This window comes from Wolbachia endosymbiont (group B) of Limnophora tigrina (genome assembly GCF_964263235.1).
Lineage (GTDB): Bacteria > Pseudomonadota > Alphaproteobacteria > Rickettsiales > Anaplasmataceae > Wolbachia.
In genome coordinates, this window is sequence record NZ_OZ181655.1 from 340,521 (window position 1) to 359,365 (window position 18,845).

The 18,845-nt window shown below is 34.1% G+C and carries 23 protein-coding genes; 15 read left to right on the plus strand and 8 right to left on the minus strand.

Annotation, left to right across the window (positions count from 1 at the left end):
- Positions 1-3 precede the first annotated feature (3 nt).
- Together ACE38O_RS01630 and ACE38O_RS01635 are read right to left on the minus strand one after the other, a co-directional pair.
- Positions 4-954, minus strand: coding sequence for a complex I NDUFA9 subunit family protein (locus tag ACE38O_RS01630; protein WP_374698857.1), 951 nt, complete (start codon positions 952-954; stop codon positions 4-6).
- 50 nt (positions 955-1,004) lie between these two features.
- Complete coding sequence (locus ACE38O_RS01635) at positions 1,005-2,534, minus strand: Mur ligase family protein (protein ID WP_374698858.1); 1,530 nt, start codon at positions 2,532-2,534, stop codon at positions 1,005-1,007.
- Positions 2,535-2,713: 179 nt separating this feature from the next.
- On the opposite strand from ACE38O_RS01635, the gene ACE38O_RS01640 reads away from it, so the two are divergent.
- The 6 genes from ACE38O_RS01640 to mdh are packed head-to-tail and all read left to right on the plus strand — an operon-like array spanning position 2,714 to position 6,455.
- Entirely contained in the window at positions 2,714-3,661 is a 948-nt protein-coding gene (locus ACE38O_RS01640) for a hypothetical protein (protein WP_374698859.1), read from the plus strand.
- A 3-nt stretch (positions 3,662-3,664) separates the two neighbouring features.
- Entirely contained in the window at positions 3,665-4,033 is a 369-nt protein-coding gene (locus ACE38O_RS01645) for an HIT domain-containing protein (protein ID WP_374698860.1), read from the plus strand.
- Between the two features lie 18 nt (positions 4,034-4,051).
- Positions 4,052-4,405: an NADH-quinone oxidoreductase subunit A gene (gene ndhC, locus ACE38O_RS01650; RefSeq protein WP_374698861.1), complete on the plus strand. Its 354-nt coding sequence runs from the start codon at positions 4,052-4,054 to the stop codon at positions 4,403-4,405.
- Positions 4,406-4,408: 3 nt separating this feature from the next.
- A complete protein-coding gene (locus ACE38O_RS01655) occupies positions 4,409-4,924 on the plus strand; it encodes a NuoB/complex I 20 kDa subunit family protein (protein ID WP_164224545.1) in 516 nt (171 codons plus the stop codon).
- Positions 4,917-5,489: an NADH-quinone oxidoreductase subunit C gene (locus ACE38O_RS01660; RefSeq protein ID WP_253307178.1), complete on the plus strand. Its 573-nt coding sequence runs from the start codon at positions 4,917-4,919 to the stop codon at positions 5,487-5,489. The genes ACE38O_RS01655 and ACE38O_RS01660 overlap by 8 nt, the downstream gene beginning before the upstream one ends.
- A gap of 3 nt (positions 5,490-5,492) precedes the next feature.
- On the plus strand, positions 5,493-6,455 hold the full coding sequence (mdh, locus tag ACE38O_RS01665; RefSeq protein ID WP_374698862.1) for a malate dehydrogenase: 963 nt from the start codon (positions 5,493-5,495) through the stop codon (positions 6,453-6,455).
- On the opposite strand, the gene ACE38O_RS01670 is transcribed toward mdh, so the two are convergent.
- Genes ACE38O_RS01670 through ACE38O_RS01680 form a run of 3 tightly spaced genes read right to left on the minus strand, consistent with a single transcriptional unit; the run spans position 6,430 to position 8,351 of the window.
- Positions 6,430-7,239: a TatD family hydrolase gene (locus ACE38O_RS01670; RefSeq protein WP_374698863.1), complete on the minus strand. Its 810-nt coding sequence runs from the start codon at positions 7,237-7,239 to the stop codon at positions 6,430-6,432. The two genes, mdh and ACE38O_RS01670, sit on opposite strands and share 26 nt — an antisense overlap.
- 16 nt (positions 7,240-7,255) lie before the next feature.
- Positions 7,256-7,699 (minus strand): RNA pyrophosphohydrolase, encoded by a 444-nt coding sequence (locus ACE38O_RS01675; protein WP_374699057.1) that lies wholly within the window; start codon positions 7,697-7,699, stop codon positions 7,256-7,258.
- Between the two features lie 34 nt (positions 7,700-7,733).
- Complete coding sequence (locus ACE38O_RS01680; RefSeq protein WP_374698864.1) at positions 7,734-8,351, minus strand: AAA family ATPase; 618 nt, start codon at positions 8,349-8,351, stop codon at positions 7,734-7,736.
- A 171-nt stretch (positions 8,352-8,522) separates the two neighbouring features.
- On the opposite strand from ACE38O_RS01680, the gene rsfS reads away from it, so the two are divergent.
- The 5 genes from rsfS (at position 8,523) to ACE38O_RS01705 (ending at position 11,535) form a co-directional block, all read left to right on the plus strand.
- Positions 8,523-8,849: a ribosome silencing factor gene (gene rsfS / locus ACE38O_RS01685; protein ID WP_374699058.1), complete on the plus strand. Its 327-nt coding sequence runs from the start codon at positions 8,523-8,525 to the stop codon at positions 8,847-8,849.
- Positions 8,840-9,046 (plus strand): hypothetical protein, encoded by a 207-nt coding sequence (locus ACE38O_RS01690; protein WP_374698865.1) that lies wholly within the window; start codon positions 8,840-8,842, stop codon positions 9,044-9,046. The genes rsfS and ACE38O_RS01690 overlap by 10 nt, the downstream gene beginning before the upstream one ends.
- Before the next feature lie 36 nt (positions 9,047-9,082).
- Positions 9,083-10,333 carry a tyrosine--tRNA ligase gene (gene tyrS, locus ACE38O_RS01695; protein WP_374698866.1) on the plus strand — a complete coding sequence of 417 codons (1,251 nt, stop codon included), beginning with the start codon at positions 9,083-9,085 and terminating at the stop codon, positions 10,331-10,333.
- Positions 10,334-10,363: 30 nt separating this feature from the next.
- Entirely contained in the window at positions 10,364-10,972 is a 609-nt protein-coding gene (locus tag ACE38O_RS01700; protein WP_374698867.1) for a hypothetical protein, read from the plus strand.
- 221 nt (positions 10,973-11,193) lie between these two features.
- Positions 11,194-11,535, plus strand: coding sequence for an SWIM zinc finger domain-containing protein (locus ACE38O_RS01705; RefSeq protein ID WP_374698868.1), 342 nt, complete (start codon positions 11,194-11,196; stop codon positions 11,533-11,535).
- Between the two features lie 1,079 nt (positions 11,536-12,614).
- On the opposite strand, the gene ACE38O_RS01710 is transcribed toward ACE38O_RS01705, so the two are convergent.
- Positions 12,615-13,487 carry a hypothetical protein gene (locus ACE38O_RS01710; RefSeq protein WP_374698869.1) on the minus strand — a complete coding sequence of 291 codons (873 nt, stop codon included), beginning with the start codon at positions 13,485-13,487 and terminating at the stop codon, positions 12,615-12,617.
- A 115-nt stretch (positions 13,488-13,602) separates the two neighbouring features.
- A complete protein-coding gene (locus ACE38O_RS01715) occupies positions 13,603-13,971 on the minus strand; it encodes a glutaredoxin domain-containing protein (RefSeq protein ID WP_374698870.1) in 369 nt (122 codons plus the stop codon).
- Between the two features lie 69 nt (positions 13,972-14,040).
- Here ACE38O_RS01715 and ribF point away from each other — a divergent pair, with 69 nt between their 5' ends.
- Genes ribF through ACE38O_RS01735 form a run of 4 tightly spaced genes read left to right on the plus strand, consistent with a single transcriptional unit; the run spans position 14,041 to position 18,122 of the window.
- Complete coding sequence (gene ribF / locus ACE38O_RS01720) at positions 14,041-14,973, plus strand: riboflavin biosynthesis protein RibF (RefSeq protein WP_374698871.1); 933 nt, start codon at positions 14,041-14,043, stop codon at positions 14,971-14,973.
- Positions 14,970-15,446, plus strand: a complete 477-nt coding sequence (lspA, locus tag ACE38O_RS01725; protein ID WP_374698872.1) for a signal peptidase II — start codon at positions 14,970-14,972, stop codon at positions 15,444-15,446. Before ribF ends, lspA begins: the two co-directional genes overlap by 4 nt.
- A 29-nt stretch (positions 15,447-15,475) precedes the next feature.
- Positions 15,476-16,816: a M16 family metallopeptidase gene (locus ACE38O_RS01730; protein ID WP_374698873.1), complete on the plus strand. Its 1,341-nt coding sequence runs from the start codon at positions 15,476-15,478 to the stop codon at positions 16,814-16,816.
- On the plus strand, positions 16,803-18,122 hold the full coding sequence (locus tag ACE38O_RS01735; RefSeq protein ID WP_374698874.1) for a M16 family metallopeptidase: 1,320 nt from the start codon (positions 16,803-16,805) through the stop codon (positions 18,120-18,122). The genes ACE38O_RS01730 and ACE38O_RS01735 overlap by 14 nt, the downstream gene beginning before the upstream one ends.
- Here the strand turns inward: ACE38O_RS01735 and purN are convergent.
- On the minus strand, positions 18,116-18,682 hold the full coding sequence (gene purN, locus ACE38O_RS01740) for a phosphoribosylglycinamide formyltransferase (protein WP_374698875.1): 567 nt from the start codon (positions 18,680-18,682) through the stop codon (positions 18,116-18,118). The genes ACE38O_RS01735 and purN overlap by 7 nt on opposite strands.
- Positions 18,683-18,845: the final 163 nt, after the last annotated feature.

Genomic DNA, 18,845 nt, shown 5'->3' on the forward strand with positions numbered 1-18,845 from the left:
CTATCAATACTTTCTATAAATCTTCAAGTATTCTGGCACCACATTTTCAATTGCTAATGGTCGAACCTTCATTATTTCAAGGTCAGCTGACTTTTCGATTGAGCTATTCATCATAACTTTCACCTGATCTTGAGTAAGCACAGGGTTCGTATCTCTGGTTATTGGTTTTAGCAGCATAGAAATAATTTTATTTTCTAAAAAGAAAGCTATTAACTTTGCCATTGGAAAAGATACATTGATCAACAAACACTTTCTGTTAGTAACATTCAGAATAAACTTCAATAAGCTTTTGAAAGAGTAAACCTTTGGTCCACCCATGTTATAAATTTTCTTGTCTTGCTTATTAAAACTGATAATACGATATACCACTTCAGCTAAGTCTGTTACACATATTGGCTGAAATTTAGTCGTTCCATTCCCAATTAGTGGTAAGAAAGGAAGAATAGTTGCTAATCTTGCAAATTTATTAAAGAAGTTATCTTCTTTACCAAATACAAGGCTTGGCCTAATTATTATTGCTTCTTGAAATGCTGAAGTTACAGCTTTTTCACCTTCCAATTTACTTTTGGCATATTTTGACAACTTGCTATTTTCTATTCCCATAGCGGAAAAATGTATCATCATAGGTACATTTTTCATTTTTGCAGCTTTTGCTATCCTTTCAGCTATTTTAACGTGAACAGCGTAAAAATCTTGCTTTTTTGCTTCATATAATATTCCCACTAAGTTTATGGCTACATCACATTCTTCCATATCCTCTAGAACTGATTTTTCATCAAAAAAATCGCCTTTAAATATTGATATTTGTCCCAAATTGCCACACAATTTTAAACAAGCAGCTTTTTCCTGATTACGAGTGAATATCTTTATTGAATATCCTTCTGCTGCCAAGCGTCTTACGATGTGTTTCCCTATAAACCCCGTTCCACCAAAAATAATTACACGTTTTGTCACGATTAAAGTTCCTAATAATTTGTTACTGTAAATTAATACAATGATTTTGCTTAATATTCTATTATGAATTCCCGTACAATAAGATCCATTTTCATTCCTCGTGAACCTTTAACTAGAATTGCGTCATTATTCTGAATAATGTCAGCTAAATTACTTTTCAATTGATTAGAATCATTAAAATGCACGCCTTTTACATTATCTGGCAAAAGCTTATCTAATTCTAACATAAATTTACCAACTGTATAAACTTTATCTATATTATTTTCTGTGATGACCTTAACCAGATCTGTATGAAATTTTTTGCTTTCATCACCAAGTTCTAACATATCACCAAGCAAAGCTACTTTTTTTTGATTAGAATATGCACTCAAAGTTTTTATTGCAGCCCTCATCGAAGTAGGGCTGGCGTTATAGGAGTCATCAATTAAATGTATGTATTTTCCATTATATTTGACTTTATGAACATTACCTCTACCTTTCGTTACACTAAAATTCTCAAATGCAAGTGGTAATTTTGACATATCAAGCCTTAGGCTTTGCATAACTGCTGCAACAGCAAGTAGCGAGTAAGCAAAGTGCTCACCCTGTACACGTAAATTACAGTTTATAACTTTATTGTCACTAAGTCTAATTTTTAAGTTTAATCCATTAGCAGCCTGGTTTGATGTCATGCAAGTAGCTGACACTGGAATCCAGTCTTTATTATACAACCGTCTGATGTACTCATTCGTAATTAAATTTTCTGGATCCGGGTAGTCAAGCACTGGGATTACAGAAGATGGCGTTGGGGTGGCAGAGGGTTCATCGTTTCTTGTTAAGTCTAGTAAACAAACTTCAGCATTTTTATCTTTACCAAAACTTATTACATTTCTACCTGCGTGTGATGAGAGATAATTATAATACTTATTATCTCTGCTTAAAACCAAAGTACCATTACTTTTCATGCCATAGAGAATTTCTAATTTCGCTTGTGCAATGTCAAATAGTGATGAAAAATTTTCAGTATGTGCAGGTTCGATGTTGGTAATAACTGCAATATTTGGATTACTAATCTTTGATAATTCTTTTATTTCACCAGCTTTATTCATTCCCATTTCAAGGATTAAGTACTGGCAGTTTTTTGGAGCTTTTAGAATTGTCAAAGGCAATCCTATATTATTATTTAAGTTACCTTCGTTTGCATGGGACACTCCATATTGCGATAAAACAGTGTGCAGCATATCCTTTGTAGTGGTTTTCCCGACACTGCCTGTAATTGCAATAACTTTAGCATCAACAAGAATATTTCTAATATAGTATGATGCCATATCGTGCAAAGCTTTCAAGGTATCTTGTACAATAATGAGAGGGAAATTTTTATATTTACCCTCACTTACTATTGCAGCGGCAGCCCCTTTTAAAAACGCTTCATGCAAAAAATTATGGCCATCAAAATTCTTTCCCTTGAGTGCAATAAATAAATCACCTTTTTTTATGCTTCTTGTGTCCGTTGAAATATTTGAGCTATGTATCCAATTACAACCATTTACGCCTCTTCCGCCAGTTGCATCAATGATATTATTTGTGTTCCATTTAAACATAATTTAGAGAGTACTCTTTAAAGTAAATTGAATAAAGTAGCAAATACCACATGTTTTAGACAATGTATAAATAATGGTTGCAATCCCTATAATTCTATCTTATAATGGATATAGAAGTTTAAATTTTTTCGTCTATAATTAAAATGTATTTAGTTATAGAAAGTACCTTGGAGGCATGTATGGCAGAATCTATTTGGGCTAAGATAGGCGGAGCAGTTAAAACAGGTGTAGAAGCTACACGTCGTGTGCTTACTCTTGTGCCTAAAACACTTATTTACCCTATAAAGAAGCCGTTTGCTTCAATGGGTGAAATGAAACATGATGCTACAGTTTCGTTAAAGGAAGCTGTTGGTATAGATGTACCTAAAGAAGAAAGGGAATATGACCCACCCATAAAAACCACACAAGCTAGTGAGAATCTTGGTGTAGAAATAACAGAGCAAAAGAAAGGGACAGGAAAGGTAGCTTTTTTAGCGTCAAGGACTCTGGCGGGAGATATACCTTATTTGAACGATGAACAATTGGGTAAAATAAAAGTAGGTTTACCGAATGTAACTATTTTTAGAGAAGAAAACAAAATTGTAATTGAAATTAACGTTGAGGAAATAGCTAACACTATTAAAACTAAGCATGATAATAAAGGCAAGAGCGAGAAAGAAATAAAAGAGCTTGTTCTTAAAGGAATTGCTAATAAAGTTGACGAAGACCTTAAGAAGCTGGCAGGAATTACTGGTGGAGAATTTAAAATTCATACAGACTTAAAATTGCTGAATGGTATTGCAGAAAAATTGTATCGAGAATATGATAACCAGAACAAACCATCAGAAACTCTAAGGCCAGCACAAACTGGAAAGTCACCAGGGCAGTCTTCAGAAACTGTTACAAGTACAGATGAATTAGTAAAATCTTTTAACATTACTAATCCTAACGAGTTTCCTTTTGGTAAAAGTAAAGAAGCTATTTCTCCTATAAAAAATATGCAATTATCAGAACGAGATATCAAAAAGCAAGCAGAAGGATTGGGAAGTACTTTTTTGAATTTTGAAGATGCCTCTGGTGAAGTAATAAAACCACTATCTACGCCTGATGTAGAAAGAAATAAAGGAAGAGGGAAAGGTCGCTCTTAAAATATGAGCAATGAAGTTTATGATAGCAATAACATCTTTGCTCAAATATTAAGAGGTGATTTACCTTGTGAGAAGGTACATGAAAATGAAAATGTACTAGCTTTTCATGATAAGTACCCTGACGCACCAGTTCACATTTTAGTTATACCAAAAAATCAATATATTTCATACGATGATTTTATTCTAAAAGCTTCTGAAGAGGAGATAGTAAGTTTTTTCAAAATTGTCAGAGAAATAGCACATAAATATAATTTAGAAAAAACAGGATATAGATTAGTCACTAACTACGGTGAAAATGGAGAGCAGGTTGTACCACACTTTCACGTGCATATTTTAGGTGGTAAAAAGTTAGGAAAGCATGTAAACTCATAGTGTTATATGTTTTGTTAAATGAGCGAATATCTAACCATAGTAATCTTTATCTGCGTATCAATTGTAGTATCTTTTGCTTTAGGTATATTGCCTATGTTTCTTGCTGTAAGTGAACCAGATAGTGAAAAACTTTCTACATATGAATGTGGCTTCAATCCTTTATCAGGCACAAGAAAAAATTTTGATATTAAATTTTACTTAGTTTCAATATTATTTATAATATTTGATCTAGAGATTGCTTTTCTTTTTCCTTGGGCTGTTTCTTTATCTAAGATAAGCTATGGTGGATTTTGGTCTATGATGGTATTTCTTGCAATACTCACTATAGGTTTTATCTATGAATGGTGTAAAGGTGCATTAGAGTGGGAGTAGTTTATGACAAATCAAATTCTATCTAATGATGACTGGGGTCGCTATAAAAAAGAAGGGTTTCTTGTTACTAAATTTGGTGATTTAATAGATTATGTAATGAATTGGGCAAGGTCTGGTTCATTGTGGCCAATGACATTTGGTCTTGCATGTTGCGCAGTTGAGATGATGCATACTGCATCCAGCCGTTATGATCTTGATAGATATGGCATAATGTTTCGTGCAAGCCCACGTCAATCAGATGTGATGATTGTTGCTGGCACACTAACTAATAAAATGGCAGCAGCATTGCGCAAGGTTTATGATCAAATGGCAGACCCGAAGTATGTTATTTCTATGGGAAGTTGTGCAAATGGTGGTGGTTATTACCATTACTCTTATTCAGTAGTCCGAGGCTGTGATAGAATTGTGCCAGTTGACGTGTATGTCCCTGGATGCCCACCAACCGCTGAGGCGTTGCTATATGGGATGCTATGCCTACAAAACAAAATAAAACGAACTCAGAATATAAAGCATGGATAAAACTGCAAGGCATATACAAAAAAAGACCAAGTGTGAGTGCATTCAAAAAGATGATGGCATTATTGTAATATATTCAACTTTAGATGAAATTGAAAAGCACCTATCCTTTCTACGTGATGATGAAAAGTGTAGGTTTGAACTATTAGTTGATATTTTTGGGGTTGACTATCCAGATCGAGAAAAGCGCTTTGAGTTAGTGTACAATTTACTCAGCATTGTGCATAATATTAGAGTACACATAAAACTTCAATTATGTGAGGGCGATATGCCTCCAAGCATAGCAAAGGTATTTAGCACAGCTTCGTGGTTTGAGCGTGAAGTGTTTGATATGTATGGAATAGAATTCTCTGATCACCCTGATTTGCGTAGGATTCTAACAGACTATGGATTCAAAGGTCATCCAATGTTAAAAGATTTCCCTCTCACTGGTTATGAGGAAGTAAGATACGATATAGAGGCAAAAAAGGTTGTATATAATCCTATAGATTTATCGCAAGATTTTCGTATGCTTGATAGCCTATCGCCTTGGGAAGGTAAAACCATAAAAGTAAATACAAAGGAGTAGAAAATGACAGTACAAAGAAAAAAAATATCTTTAATCGGTGCAGGAAATATCGGTGGAACTCTTGCCCATATGATTGCACTAAGGGAACTCGGCAATGTTGTTTTACTTGATATTAGTGATGGAATACCGCAAGGTAAAGCACTCGACATAGCAGAATCATCCCCTATTGATGGATTTAATTCTGGTTTAACTGGAACTAATCAATACAAAGATATAGAAAATTCTGATGCAATCATCATAACAGCAGGCATTGCTAGAAAACCTGGAATGAGCAGGGATGACCTCCTGCAAACCAATGCTAAAGTAATGAAGGAGGTTGGTGAAAATATTAAGAAGTATTCTCCAAATGCGTTTGTAATAGTGGTTACCAACCCTTTGGATGCCATGGTTTCAGTGGTGCATAAATTTTCAAACCTTCCAGCTAATATGGTTGTTGGAATGGCAGGAGTGCTTGATTCTTCCCGTTTCCGTTATTTTCTTGCAAGTGAATTAAATATTTCAGTTGAAGATATATCTGCTTTTGTGCTTGGAGGACATGGTGACACTATGGTACCACTCATTAATTGCACTTCTATCGCTGGCATTCCACTTACCCAAGTTATCGATATGGGTCTCATTACGCAGAAAAAAGTTGATGAAATAGTTGAACGCACTCGCAATGGCGGTAAAGAAATAGTTGATCTGCTTAAGTCTGGATCTGCATACTACGCTCCTGCATCTTCAGCTATATGCATGTTAGAGTCATATTTAAAAGATAAAAGGCGTATATTACCATGTGCTGCTTACCTTAATGGTGAATATGGTGTAAAAGATTTGTTTATTGGTGTTCCTGTAATTATTGGAAAAAATGGAGTTGAAAAGGTCCTAGAAGTTAAGATGGATAATAGTGAACGAGAAATGTTCGATAAATCTGTGAATGCAGTGAAAGAACTATTTAGGTTCATAAGCAAATCAATGGTTTTATAGAATTTCCTTGTAGCTCAAGTTTCGTAAACAGCCTAAAAAAGTTGCTTGTGGTTATTTCTGCTACTTTGTCGGGTGACTCATTCCATAACTCTGCCAAACAATCCACAACATATTTTACCATTGCTGGTTCGTTCTTTTTTCCTCTGTAAGGCTCAGGTGATAGATACGGTGCATCAGTTTCAACCAAAACACGTTCGCGTGGTACACTTTGTGCAATTCCTCTGAGTAAGCTCGCATTTTTAAAAGTAATGATTCCAGAAAATGAAATATATAACCCTAAATCTATAGATTGATAAGCAAGCTCTTTAGAGGAAGCAAAGCAGTGCATTACTCCACCAAAAGTGCCAGTTTTCATTTCTGATTTTAATATATCAATCATCTCATCATCAGCATTTCTAGTGTGAATAACTAAGGGCAACCCAGTTATTCTTGCTGCTTCTATGTGTGATGCAAAACTTTTTTTCTGATTGTCTTTGTTGTCAGATTTATAAAAATCTAACCCGGTTTCACCGATACTAATTACCTTTTGATTCTTAGTAAATTCAACTAATTCATCAGCATGTATACACTCACCGTTTTCTATAGCAGCATCAAGTGGATGTATACCAACAGAGAAGTAGACTTGATCGTAGGATGAAGAAATTTTTAATAATTTAGGGATATCATCAATGCTTACGCATATGTTATGCAAAATTTTTACACCATTTTGCTCTGCCCTTGAAATTACTTTTGGTATTTCATTATCAGAAAAATAAATCAAGTGGCAATGAGAATCTACTATCATGAGCTTATTGTAAATTTTACTCAATAATAGAGGCTTTTATTATAGAAGAAAACTCTTCTATCACTGTTTTATAAACTTCTTTTTTGAACGATATAGCACTGGCTACCAAACCATCCACATTTTGCCAACGCCACTCTTTGAACTCTGGATGATCAGTATAATTAATATCAATATCCTTATCCTCTCCATAAAATTTCATTAAGAACCACCTTTGCTTTTGACCAGAATATTTCCCATTCCAGCACTTTGGTATAACTTCTTCAGGCAAGTTGTAGTATATCCAATCCTTGCTTTTAGTTATAACCTTTACTTTATTAGTACCAACTTCCTCTAGCAACTCACGTAACGCTGCTTGTTCCAGTTCCTCACCATCATCAACTCCTCCTTGTGGCATCTGCCAGTAAGAGTCGCTATCAAAGCGTTTTCCAATGAAGACATGTCCTTGTTTATTAAATAGCATTATGCCAACACAAGGACGATACTTATCTTTCTGCTCAACCACGAGTACGCTCTGTTTTTAAATGATTTGTTACAGAAGTTTTAATTAATTTTCCATTTTTTTCTTCCTTCATCTCTTCAACAATTTTCTTTGCAACTTTCTTTGCACTTAAGTTTGAGTTATCAATTTCAAGTGTACCTTCCGGTATAAATAGCCTTTTCCCTTCAATTCTTTTTATAACAAAATCCGAATCAATAATTTTATTTTTCCGGCATCTCTCCTTTGAGTGAATACGCCTTGCTAGTTCTTTGTCATTACAATGTAACACTACAGGAAGAATTCCCATATCCATTTTTTTACTTAAATTTACCACAGAGTTGTATATTCTCTGATCATAGGGATCACCCTCTATCAATTTATTTGTAAATATATAATGTTTTGATTTTATGTAGTGTTTTTCTAGTATTGCTAATACATTTTCCCTAACTGCAAAAATTTTTTCCCATAGTTCATCTGGAACTTCAGCATCCTGCAATTTAACAATATCAAATATAATATTATTGAATAGATTATTGCTTGCTATTACTGCATCAATGATTTTACACAGTTCCTTTGCAATAGTAAACTTACCACTACCTGGAAAGCCGATTAAGTAGATGAGAGTCTTGACCATAATGAATACTAGTAAAAAGCTATTTCAATTATATACAAAAGTATATACATTGTACATGCTAAAAACATGATGATAAAATAGATGCAGGTAATACCTTTTTAACGGTTGAAAATAGTTCATATTTAGAGATTTTGAGTGTATAATTATAAGTAAATTAAATAATTTAAGATGATGACTAATGTATCCAGTGATACAGAATTAATAAAAAGCATGATTGTAAGTATAATAGATCAAAATAAAGGTCACGATATAGTTACTTTCGATGTGCAGAATAGAACCATTATTGCAAAATATATGATTATTGCATCTGGTGATTCAAGTCGCCATGTGAAAGCGTTAGCTGAACACGTAATAAAAAGTCTCGAGCGACATGATAAAATAGATGTAGAAGGTATGGATGAAGGCAATTGGGTGATTTTGAATTTTCAAGGCATAATGGTTCACATATTCAGGTCAGAAGTAAGGGAGTATTATAAAATAGAAGAGTTATGGAACTGATTGCCTGGATAGCTGGTGCACAACTGCACAAACGTTGTAATTTTGAAGGCAACCCCTGCATAGGTAGTGGTGTCATGAAAGTAGCTGACACTGGAATCCAGTTTTTCATGCAATTTCATCGAAAACGTTGTATAGTGTACTTGTTTATAATTAAGTTTTCTGGATCCCAGTACTGGGATGACATCCTTCTCTATTAGGGTTACTTCGGCATTAATGACAGTGGGGTTTATAAAATGAAACACAAGTCCGAGTTTTTAAATTTTATCCAAGAAAGAGGGTACCTATACCAATGTACAAATATTGAAGGGTTAGATCAGCTATTATCCGAAAATAATCATATAGTAGCATACATTGGGTTTGATTGCACAGCACCAAGTCTTCATATTGGTCACCTAATGCATATTATGATGTTCCGTCACCTGCAAAAATTTGGTTATAAGCCAATAGTCTTACTTGGAGGTGGCACAACAAAAATCGGCGACCCATCCGGTAAGGATAAAGCAAGAAGCTTCTTATCTATCAAGGATATTAGCAAAAATATATCTAGTATAAAGAAAACATTGGAGAAAATGGTATCTTTTGATGATGGAAAGACTGGTGCAGTTATAGTAAATAACGCAGACTGGCTAGATAGTATAAAATATATAGACTTTTTGCGTGATATAGGAATACATTTTTCAGTAAATCGCATGCTAAGTTTTGATAATGTGAAAACTAGGCTGGATAGAGAGCAAACCTTAAGCTTCTTAGAATTTAATTACATGCTATTACAGGCTTATGATTTTGTTGAATTGAATAAAAAGTATGACTGCCGTTTGCAAATTGGAGGATCAGATCAGTGGGGAAATATAGTAAACGGAATTGAACTTGGCAAAAAGTTGAATTTACCCGAGTTGTTTGGTCTTACTACGCCTCTTTTATTAAATGCACAAGGGAAAAAAATGGGCAAAACTGAAAGTGGAGCGATATGGCTCGATGGCAGTATGCTAAAGCCTTACGATTACTGGCAATATTTTCGCAATGTTGATGATCAAGATGTTGGACGTTTCTTGAGATTGTTTACTGGTTTGTCAATTGATGAGATCAAAAAGTTAGAATCCTTAAAAGATCAGGAAATAAATGAAGCAAAAAAAGTTTTAGCAACAGAGGTGACAAAAATATGTCATGGTGACAAAGAAGCGAAACTTGCACTATCTGCTGCAGTCTCTGCTTTTGAGAATGAAGATAGCTCACTACTTCCTGATTACATCATAAAAAAAGCACAAGTTGCAAGCGGCATATCCTTAGTAAACCTACTGCGTGACACCGGTTTGGAATTTTCAAAATGCGCAGCAAAGCGTTTAATACAGGGCAATGGATGCAAAGTTAATGATAGTACTATAAATGATGTTAACTATATAATAAATTTCGAGAGCTTTAAAGGTCAGCCATTCATAAAGCTATCTGCAGGAAAGAAACGTCATGTTAAGGTTGTAATGAGTTAGATTTTGGAGTAAGAAAATAAATTCACACAGATGAGAAACTATAATATGGATGACTTAAGTAAGACATATTTATCTAATCATAAGCCTATATCAAATCTCTTTTTAACTCTAGGTATTACTACATTTCGTGAAGCATTAAAATATGTACATAAACTGCCTTACGGACGTAATAACAATCGTACAGATTATTTATCGGTAATTAGTGAGAAATGTGGTACATGCAGCACAAAGCATGCACTTATATATGAGTTAAGTTTTGAGTGCGAAGTTGCTATGACGTTACACATAGCAGTTTTTATGATGAGTAAAGTAAACACTCCAAAAATCTCTGCAGTTCTAAATGAGTATAACTTGTTGCAAATTCCGGAAATGCACTGCTACCTTCGTTATAAAAATCGAATTATTGATATAACTTTTTCAGAAAATAGTGCCTCACTAGAACTGACAGAGGAAGAGAAAATTGAGCCCGAACATCTTGGAAACTACAAAGTAGAAAAGCATAAACAATTTATTGAGAACTGGTTACCCAAACATACCGTACAACATGGAGCAAATTTTCAAAATTCGAGAATTATGTATAAAGCGATTGGAAAGATAGTAGAAAGCGAAATTCTATTATATATAGTTAAAGTGGCTTAGGTTTACCTACAATTTGAAAAACAACAAATTCGTCATTCCGCTACTCGTTAGCGGAATCTATCCGCGGCGGTATGACGTAGGGAAACCTTTCTTGAGTTAGCTATAGCACTATAAAATTGTCCGCAGGGCCATATAAAAGTCGTGGTGGGTTAATAAATTTTTATGGAAGAAAGGATATATTAGAAAATTGAGGGCTTTATATATGAAATAAGGAGGCAAAAATGAGATTATATTATAAAGATATCAAAAATCTTCTTAAAGAATCTTACCTCTCTAGCGGAAGAGATTATTTCAACAAAGGAAAAGTACGGAACGTATCTATCAACAAATCTCACGCTAAATCAGAGGTAGTTGGATCAAGTGTATATCGGGTAAAACTAGAATACGATGGTCCATTCCTTAGTGGAAAGTGTTCCTGTCCTGCATTTGTGTATTATGGTCCGTGCAAGCATATGGCTGCAACGGGTTTTGCTTTGATTGATCTTGACAGAAAGAAGTATCGATCATCTATGTGCCCGGGATATGTTGATGAACAAACTCTCCTTGAAAGGTTTTTTACTTAAAAAAACAAACAAAGAGCTCATTTCAATAATTGTTCGTCTAGGTGACCAACATCCAGAAATTTTTGAAGAACTAGAGGATGAAGAATATGAGCAATTCACTCAAAGTAAGTTTTCAAAATCCGAGAATTATGTATAAAGTGATTGGAAAGGTGGTGAGATCAGGTAATCTATAGCTGATCCAAGGAAGACATCATACCGCCGCGGCGCTAACGAGTAGCAGAATGACGAGATGCCGCCGCGAACCGTCATACTGCCGCAGACCGTCATACCGCCGCGGCGCTAACACGTAGTGGGATGACGGTTGTCAGGGTAGCTGTCATCCCAGTGTCCTGACTACTTGGATCCAGAAAACTTAACTCTACACTAAGTAAATGTACAATAAGAACTAGATTCCAGACTGGAATGACAGCAGTCCTACGTCATACCGTCGCGGTATCTCTAGATCCCGCTAACAAGCAGCGGGACGACGGTTGTCGGTAGGCCTAAATTACTTTAGCCATAAACATTTAAGAAATTTACCAAACAAAAAAAAGGCAAAAGAAGCCCTGGTCATTATCTATTTTCAGTATTTGGCGTTTTTTAAGTCTTAAACACTGCAATTTAGCTGCTTTTAAGTGCAACTAACCTTAGCTAAAATGTTTAAGAAATTTACTAGGCAGAAAAAAAGGCAAAAGAAACCCCGTGGTAATTAGTGTTCACTCTCTAATCCTGCAAATTGACGTACTATACTGTCTTAAACGACTTATAAGCGCGTTTCAGCTTTTGTAGGTAAAAACCTAGAAATATTGTGAAGACATAAGGTGCACATAGTGCAAAAAATTAAAAATAAGACGCCAACTACGTTGTTTTCTTGCTGTTTAATCTGCACAGATGAAGATAACTGAATACCTTCAGTTTCATGATAAGGGGGCTGGCGGAGTTTGTCAAGGAAGTTTTTTCGTTTCTGCGGGCTACTTTAATAACGGCTACAATGTTTGTACAGCTATGTACATAGTGCTGGAACCCAAAAAAAGAACCAAGTAGCTTGGCTACTTGGATGACAGAAGGTAATACAAGAAGTCTATTGGCTCTCGTATACCTTAATGAAATTTAACAAGTTTATCTATAGTTTTAGTGATGATTCTTGGAGTATCCGGAGAAACTGCTGAGCTCAGCTTATTTAACCGCTCTATAGCAAACTCGCTATTCTCATTTGTTATGAAATCACATAAAATATTTTCTATGTCCTTAGTAATACTTTCATGCTTTCTCAGAGGATGATTATGTGGATACCTACTGATGGTTTTGATACTGGAATACTCAACAAAAGCTTGATCCTTAAAGGCAAGTTGTCTTAATTTCTCTTTGAATTTTCCTTCTTCCTCTTTTGCTAAAAGGCGAGACTTTATCAGTGATTTTATAATCAAATTTATAGCTTGATGTATTTCAGAATGCACTGTAACTTTAATGGTATTTTCTTCCACTATACAATCATAAATATTTTTTTCGCTCTTTAACGACTCTATAAGCGTTCTACTATTTTGTGAATTCAATTCCAAATTCTCTTCACTCATAGGAGTTATTATGAAGGTATTCTTACTCACTCTGATGTTAAATTGTGGAGAGCCTTCAGAAAAGGAAAATGCTACATTCTTAGATTCAAGTGCGTGATTGTATGCAGCAAAAAGGGTGTGTGCTATAACACTGCTGGGCACCTTCATTCCATGTTTACTCAGGTGGTTCAATACATTTTCAACCTCATGATATGTAAAGTCTGTATCTTTTAGCAATTCAATAACTTCTTTGCCGTTGTGCTGTTTATACTCTATTCTCACTTCTTCTGTAAAAAGTGTTTTAGCTGCTATATGTTTATCAAGCACTGTGAAAATCTTGATGAAATTCTCTAAATCTTGTTTGTTAACTAATTCGATACTAATTAAGTTTCTGCTAATAATTGAAATATTTTTTGTCATTTTTTCCCACTAAAAAAACTCACTAAATGAATTGTATTTTTAATTCATTAAGAATTGTTTAAAGTGATCATACTAGTTTTCATTTACGTATTACACGACAAAACAAGATAAAAAGTTACATAAAATCATCATGTAGTACAACGCCTTCTTCATATTCGTCATTGCTACTTGTGTAGGTTGTGACATCAGTGTGATTGTCATTATTATTTAGCATATCATCCAACTTTCCTTCTTTTTCAAGATCCATCAATTTGTCACTTCCTGCAATATGGTAAATATAATTTCCATTGTCATCAGTAATAAAGATCTGTGGAACTGTTCGAACGTTATACTTTGATTTTATGTCGTTAAACAAATCTGAGTTTTTGAGCACATCGATTTCTTCATATTCCACACCTTTTTTATCCAGCAACTCTTTTGCTTTTTTGCAGAATAGGCAGTATTGCTTTACATATATTATAACTTTTCCTTTAGTATTTTTCACAATTTATCTCCGTAGCTTACTAAAATATAGTTATTATATATAAGAAATATGTATAAAACATCAAATTGTATGAAAATTATTTATGATTGTGAGCAAGGAATAAAAAATAATATAGCACTAACCTTCGGAAATTTCGATGGCATTCATTTAGGACATGAATTTACAATTTCCACTCTAAAGAAGGTAGCACAAGAAAGAGGATTACTCTCCGCAGTTTTAACTTTTGAGCCTCACCCATCAACTGTTTTATTTGGTAGAAACAATTTTAGGTTGGTAGACCAAGAACAAAAAAAGAAACTAATCAGCAGCTATGGTATAGATTACTTGTATATTATTAATTTTAGTAGAGGTTTTTCTGAGGTTAGCTGCGATGACTTTATCAGTAAGATTTTGATAGATAGATATAGCACTAAACACATAATTGTTGGAGAAAATTGCACTTTTGGTCATAAACGATTGGGTGATATATTAACTCTAGAGAAATATTCTGAAACATATGGATACTCTTTGACTAAATTAGAGCCATTAATAATTGACGGCAAAATTTGCTCTTCTTCTTCAATAAGGGAGTGTGTACAGAGGGGCGAAATAGAAATTGCTAATAAATTGCTCGGCAGACCTTATCAAGTTTCTGGTGTTGTGACAAAAGGTGCATGTAGAGGTAGAGAAATAGGATTTCCAACCATAAATATTCCTATAGAAGATTGCATGATAAAACCAAAATTTGGTACATATTACGCTAAAGTGATGTTTTCTTATAATAACCCAAACTGGTTATATGGAGTAGTCAATATTGGTATGAGACCTACATTTAAGGATCTGAAAAAGCCCATAGTAGAAATGCACATATTCGATTTTGATGAAGACGTATATAATCATAAAGTTAATATACAACTTTTAAAATTCATAAGGTCAGAAAAAAAATTCCATAGTATTGAGGAGTTAACAAAACAGATAAATTATGATATACTTAAAATTTATATGTTAAAGGCAAATTTATGAAAAAGTTATGCTTAATTGTTATATTAATTATAGTATTGATTGACCAAACGAGCAAATTGTACATAAACTCATTGATTGATGAGGGAGAATCAATTGAGATCGCTAGCTTTATAAAGCTAGTTGAAGTTTGGAATTCAGGCATTAGTTTTGGAATGTGTAGCGCTTTACCGCATGGCGGTTTCTTTTTTTCAGCATTTTCAATACTAATAATTGGTATACTTGCATACTTGATATACAAGTCTGATGATCAGTCAACTTACCTTGGGTTTTCTCTGATGATTGGTGGAGCAATCGGAAACGTAGTTGATAGGATTTATTGGGGAGCTGTATATGATTTCATATATTTTCATATTGATGATTGGTATTGGCCAGCTTTTAATTTAGCGGATTTATCTATAGTTTGTGGAATGTTTACATTGTTATATAAGTGGTATATATACGGTATGTTTATTTCTAAACAAAATGAGGAATAAAATAATTGTTTTTATATTAGGTCGAAATAATGCTTCATAAGTTTTTTAGTTTTCTTATACTACCTGCACTCTTTTTTACTTACCCAATTTCTTTGAAGGCTTTAAGCATAGAGCACGACATAAAACATGCTAAACTCAGTAACGGACTAGATGTCTATGTTGTTCCTAATCATCGGATTCCAGCCGTTTTACATGCAGTAATATACAAAGTTGGGGGAATGGATGATCCAATTGGCAAAGCAGGATTGGCTCACTACTTTGAACATTTAATGTTTGAAACTACAGGGAAATTCACAGATATAGAAGCCACTATGAGTAGCATTGGGGCCCAGTTTAATGCGTTTACTACAAAAGAGTACACCTGTTATTACGAATTGGTTCTCAAAAAAGATTTGTCACTCGCAATGGAAGTTGAAGCAGATAGAATGGGCAATTTCAACGTTACTCAAGACAAAATAGATAGAGAAAAAAACATCGTACTGGAAGAAAGGAAGATGAGATTTGATAATCATCCTAACAACTTGTTATGGGAAGAAATGAATAGTGCATTTTACCGTACTGGCTATGGCAGATCTGTTATTGGCTGGGAGAGTGATATCAAAACTTACAATCAGGATGACATAACGAGGTTTCATGACAATTATTATCACCCCGGCAATGCAATATTACTAATTGTTGGTGATGTGGAATATGATGAAGTAGTGAAATTAGCAGAAGAAAAATATGGCGAAATTAAAGCTAAGCCTATAATTAGGCATTATCCAAATCAGGATCCAGTACATAATGCAGGTTTATCAGTAACTTTAAAAAGCACTGAAGTAAAAGAACCAGTTTTATATTTTCGCTATCGTGTGCCTTTATTTGAGCATATAAATGAAGCTTCTGCTGCTCATTTAGCGGTTGACATTTTAGGTGATGGCAAGTCCAGCAAACTGTATAAAGATTTGGTTTTAGATAAAGATGTGGCAGTATCAGTGTTTGCTTATTATAATAGCCTAGCTTTTAGTGATGGCTACATTGATATTGAAATAATTCCAAAAAGTGGCGTTGATTTAGATATTGTTGAAAGAGAGTTAGATAATGCTATTAATAACTTCATGTCTAAAGGAATAACGGATGAGGAGTTGCAAAGCTCGAAATATAGATACAAAGTAGCACAGTTTGATAATCTATCTGACTTAACTCATATAGCAATGTTTTATGTGCCACGCCTCGCACTTGGTATTCCACTTGATGAAATAGATATTTCATATAGCAAAATCAATGATCTCAATCTAGAGGATGTAAATAATAAAATCCGTGCTATTTTTTCTGCTAATAAATTAGTCGGTCGTTTGCTACCAAAAGGAGGTAATAATGAAGATAAGTAAACTTGTATTTCTACTTTTTTTCTGTCTAGGCTTTAATTTACAAGCAAGTGGTAACTTAAATATAGAGGAGGTCACTACCCGTAAAGGATTTAAGCTTCTATTTGTTGAAAACTATGACTTACCAAAAGTTTCGATAAACATCTCATTCAAAGGTGCAGGTTATGTGTATGAAAATTCGGAAAAACAGGGACTAGGTTGGTTGACTTCTCTTATAATTCAAGAAGGGGCAGGAAAAAATGATGCCAGAGATTTTGCGAAAAAGCTTGAAGATAAAGGGATTAGTTTAAATTTTATTGCTGGTTTAGAAGCATTTAGGGTTTCATTAAATACTTTGTCTGAGAATCTAGAGGATGCAATTTCGTTACTAAGCGACGCTATAATACGTCCTAAAGTTGACTCTGAAGGGTTGAATAGAGTTTTCGAGAAAGCCAAAGTTGATTTTAATAATCTTGAAAAAAATCCTTTTTTTATTGCTGGAGAAGAATTGAATACGTTATTGTTTAAAAAACACCCTTACTCAAAAAGTGTGTACGGTACTCTTGACACTATAATGAGCATTACTAGGGATGATGTTTTAACATACATAAAGCGTAATTTTGCTAAAGATAACATAGTTATCAGTGTTGCTGGTTGTGCAAAAAAAGAAGAAATTATTACGTTGTTAGATAAATATTTATCTAAATTGCCGTCAAAAAGATCAAAAGTTAGAAAAATACCTGTGAAAAATGATTTTGGTTCTGCAGAAAGTAAGAATATTTTTATGGATATACCACAGAGTGTGATACTTTTTGCTCAAAAAGGTATAGCTTATGAAGATCCTAATTATTATAACGCTAGTGTCTTGATTAATGCGCTTGGTGGCATGGGGCTGAATTCAATATTAATGAAAGAACTGAGGCAAAACTTAGGCATTACTTATGGTGTTTATGCAAGTATTATTTCCAATAAACATGGGAACTTTATAATTGGAAGTCTTAGTACTGATAGTTCTACTGCTGGCAAAGCTATATCAGCGGTAAAAGATACATTGAGCAGAATAAAAAAGAAAGGAATTGATGAGCAGTTGTTCAAGGATGCAAAAATTGGTATGGTAAATAATTTTGTCCTTTTCCTGTCCAATAACACAAATACAGCAATGCTGCTTGATGATATGCAAATAAATGATCGTGATGTTAACCGTATAAATAATTATGCGAATATCATTAATGACGTTAAATCAGAGAAAGTAGACGAACTGGCAAGTTCTTTACTGGAACCCGAAAATTTATTTTTTGTTGAAGTTGGAAAAAACACTCAAGGTCAATAATTAATACTTTCTGCTATTGATCTTACTGCTTCTACATAACACTTATGCTCCTCAGCTAGAATGCGTTCTGAGAGGCTTTGAATATCATCATCTGGTAACACTGGCACAGCAACTTGAGCAATTATGGCTCCAGCATCAATTTCAGGAGTGATGTAATGTACAGTACAGCCTGTAATTTTTACACCTGCTTTTAGAGCTTGCTCTTGAGCGGTTAGGCCTTTAAAAGACGGAAGTAAAGAGGGATGAATATTTATCACCTTGTTATGCCATTTACTCAGAAAATCAGCTTTGAGAATTCTCATAAACCCCGCAAGGCAAATTAAATCAACCTTGTGTTGAACAAGTATTTCATGAATTTCATCAGCATCAAGTGGTTTATCCTTAACAATAAACGCTGAAACTCCTGCTTGCTCTGCTGTTTTCAGGCCAGCAGCTTCACTATTATTTGTGATAACACATGCAACTTCTGCGGGAAAATTCTGATCTTGACATGCTTCTATCAAGGCCTGCATATTTGATCCCCTGCCTGAAATTAGTATTCCGAGTTTTATCTTTTTCATTGTAGCACAGTTAATTTAAAATTTAGTTAATACTAACAAAACAGCTCAAAAGGAAAACTTATTTTATAGCAAAGAAGGCAGACTAAACTCTTTTATAAGTGGACCTCTAATTTTGGACCTCACTGGACAACACAAAAATAACGCCCATGTACCCAACTTAAAC

Bases quoted from the DNA above. Each gene is read 5' to 3' on its own strand.
- ACE38O_RS01735 (WP_374698874.1), top strand. From the start codon at position 16,803: ATGAAGATAAGTAAACTTGTATTTCTACTTTTTTTCTGTCTAGGCTTT.
- ACE38O_RS01675 (WP_374699057.1), bottom strand. From the start codon at position 7,699: ATGCTATTTAATAAACAAGGACATGTCTTCATTGGAAAACGCTTTGAT.
- lspA (WP_374698872.1), top strand. From the start codon at position 14,970: ATGAAAAAGTTATGCTTAATTGTTATATTAATTATAGTATTGATTGAC.
- ACE38O_RS01705 (WP_374698868.1), top strand. From the start codon at position 11,194: ATGAGATTATATTATAAAGATATCAAAAATCTTCTTAAAGAATCTTAC.
- ribF (WP_374698871.1), top strand. From the start codon at position 14,041: ATGAAAATTATTTATGATTGTGAGCAAGGAATAAAAAATAATATAGCA.
- tyrS (WP_374698866.1), top strand. From the start codon at position 9,083: ATGAAACACAAGTCCGAGTTTTTAAATTTTATCCAAGAAAGAGGGTAC.
- ACE38O_RS01660 (WP_253307178.1), top strand. From the start codon at position 4,917: ATGGATAAAACTGCAAGGCATATACAAAAAAAGACCAAGTGTGAGTGC.
- ACE38O_RS01690 (WP_374698865.1), top strand. From the start codon at position 8,840: ATGGAACTGATTGCCTGGATAGCTGGTGCACAACTGCACAAACGTTGT.
- ACE38O_RS01640 (WP_374698859.1), top strand. From the start codon at position 2,714: ATGGCAGAATCTATTTGGGCTAAGATAGGCGGAGCAGTTAAAACAGGT.
- ACE38O_RS01710 (WP_374698869.1), bottom strand. From the start codon at position 13,487: ATGACAAAAAATATTTCAATTATTAGCAGAAACTTAATTAGTATCGAA.
- ACE38O_RS01635 (WP_374698858.1), bottom strand. From the start codon at position 2,534: ATGTTTAAATGGAACACAAATAATATCATTGATGCAACTGGCGGAAGA.
- ACE38O_RS01655 (WP_164224545.1), top strand. From the start codon at position 4,409: ATGACAAATCAAATTCTATCTAATGATGACTGGGGTCGCTATAAAAAA.
- ACE38O_RS01670 (WP_374698863.1), bottom strand. From the start codon at position 7,239: ATGATAGTAGATTCTCATTGCCACTTGATTTATTTTTCTGATAATGAA.
- purN (WP_374698875.1), bottom strand. From the start codon at position 18,682: ATGAAAAAGATAAAACTCGGAATACTAATTTCAGGCAGGGGATCAAAT.
- ndhC (WP_374698861.1), top strand. From the start codon at position 4,052: ATGAGCGAATATCTAACCATAGTAATCTTTATCTGCGTATCAATTGTA.
- rsfS (WP_374699058.1), top strand. From the start codon at position 8,523: ATGACTAATGTATCCAGTGATACAGAATTAATAAAAAGCATGATTGTA.
- ACE38O_RS01680 (WP_374698864.1), bottom strand. From the start codon at position 8,351: ATGGTCAAGACTCTCATCTACTTAATCGGCTTTCCAGGTAGTGGTAAG.
- ACE38O_RS01730 (WP_374698873.1), top strand. From the start codon at position 15,476: ATGCTTCATAAGTTTTTTAGTTTTCTTATACTACCTGCACTCTTTTTT.
- ACE38O_RS01645 (WP_374698860.1), top strand. From the start codon at position 3,665: ATGAGCAATGAAGTTTATGATAGCAATAACATCTTTGCTCAAATATTA.
- mdh (WP_374698862.1), top strand. From the start codon at position 5,493: ATGACAGTACAAAGAAAAAAAATATCTTTAATCGGTGCAGGAAATATC.
- ACE38O_RS01700 (WP_374698867.1), top strand. From the start codon at position 10,364: ATGAGAAACTATAATATGGATGACTTAAGTAAGACATATTTATCTAAT.